Origin of the sequence: Weissella sp. DD23 (assembly GCF_001579105.1) — a bacterium.
GTDB lineage: Bacteria > Bacillota > Bacilli > Lactobacillales > Lactobacillaceae > Weissella > Weissella cibaria.
Window position 1 is genome coordinate 90,737 of sequence record NZ_KQ970397.1, and the last position, 1,795, is coordinate 92,531.

Consider the following 1,795-nt stretch of genomic DNA (forward strand, 5'->3'; position numbering starts at 1 on the left):
TATTATGTTGGCCAAGGATAAGGCGAATGAAGATAATACGGATAACATTACGGTGGCTTTTGACACAGGGGAAGTTGAGTATACGCGCCAGAACTGGAATCAATTGACGTTGGCCTATGCAACGACCATTCACAAGGCACAAGGTGCCGAGTATAAGTTAGTTATTATGCCTTTGGTTAATGCGTTCTCCCGCATGTTACAACGTAATTTGCTGTATACGGGATTAACACGAGCAAGTGAGTCATTGGTGTTGATTGGGGATGTGAGTGCCTATCAGCGTGCGGCTGTGACGGAAGGCGTTAATCGGCAGACGACTTTGCAGGAACGGTTGCAACAAGCCGAAGCGGGACAACTACCTAAAACGCCAGATGACCATGCCTCAATAGCAGCTCTAAATCAACAGCCACTGGCAGTTGATCCAACGGCGGAAGTAGTTGATGAAGAGAATACGATCGATGATTCGCCGGCAGTCAATGAAATTGTTCAGGCAGTTGCCGACACCGAGGATGATATCCTAACAATTGCACAAATTACCGCCGAAACAATTGATCCCAATATTGGCATGGCTGATTTGACGCCGTATGACTTTATGTCAGCTGAGAATATGCTATAATTCTACTAGTCAAGCACAGACAATGTGTGATAAAATTAATCGATAAATTTTCGAATGAAAAGGGGTTTCTGAAATGTCAGGACACAGTAAGTGGCATAACATTCAAGGACGTAAGAACGCCCAAGACGCAAAGCGTGGTAAGATCTTCCAAAAGCTTGCCCGCGATTTGTACACGGCAGCTAAGGCTGGTGGTGTAGATCCAGATTCAAACGCAGGTTTGCGTTTGGTTATCGACAAGGCTAAGGCAGCTAACATGCCAAAGGATAACATCCAACGTGCCTTGGATAAGGCTTCTGGTGCCGGTGGCGCTAACTACCAAGAGTTGACGTACGAAGGTTACGGACCAGCTGGTGTAGCTGTTTTGGTCCAAGCGTTGACTGATAACATTAACCGTACGGCTGCCTCAGTTCGTTCAACGTTCAAGCACTTCGGTGGTGAATTGGGAACGACTGGATCAGTTTCATTCCAATTCGATCGTAAGGGTTACATCGAAATCGAGCGTAACGAAGATAACGATATTGATGAGGATCAATTGTTCGAAGACATGTTGGAGGCTGGTGCCGAAGACATGAAGACTTACGATGACCAATTCGAAATCTACACGGATGCGAAGTCATTCCCTGAAGTACGTGACGCTTTGGAAGCAAAGGGTTACACGTTGGTCAACGATGAAGTAACAATGGTTGCTCAAAACCCAATGGCAGTGCCTGAGGATAAGCAAGCATCATTGGCTAGCTTGGTTGATGAACTTGAAGAAAACGATGACGTTCAAGCTGTCTTTACGACTGCTGAGTAGTTTTCGTTAAAAAAGAGACGTGGATTTCCCGTCTCTTTTTTTGTTACCAAACATAACTGTTGACGCTGTGAACAAAAAGCGATAAAGTTATAAACAATTATTAATAGTTGAGTCGTTAACGTGTTTTGCCACAGACTCGGAATTGGGTATCATTGCGACTGCGATGATACCGTTAACGACGCCGGGATATTTTTTTATCTTGGCGTCGTTTGTTTTTCCGTATCATTGTGCGAAACCGTCGATGATGCGGAATTTTTTATTAGGAGTGAAATGGGTACATGTTAGAACGATTCTTCAAACTGTCTGACAATCACACAAATGTGCGGACAGAAATCATTGCCGGAATTACAACTTTTGTGGCAATGGGGTATATCATTTTCTTGAAT

Annotated in this window: 2 protein-coding genes; both read left to right on the forward strand. The window is 44.2% G+C overall.

The features are described 5' to 3' along the window. A partial coding sequence (locus WEIDD23_RS10360) for an ATP-binding domain-containing protein (RefSeq protein ID WP_197458877.1) occupies positions 1-613 on the forward strand: 613 nt, incomplete at its 5' end. Positions 614-686: 73 nt separating this feature from the next. Continuing rightward, positions 687-1,409: a YebC/PmpR family DNA-binding transcriptional regulator gene (locus tag WEIDD23_RS10365; protein WP_010372727.1), complete on the forward strand. Its 723-nt coding sequence runs from the start codon at positions 687-689 to the stop codon at positions 1,407-1,409. Positions 1,410-1,795 lie beyond the last annotated feature (386 nt).

Excerpts from the sequence above, each read along its gene's own strand:
- WEIDD23_RS10365 (WP_010372727.1), top strand. The coding sequence starts at position 687 with ATGTCAGGACACAGTAAGTGGCATAACATTCAAGGACGTAAGAACGCC.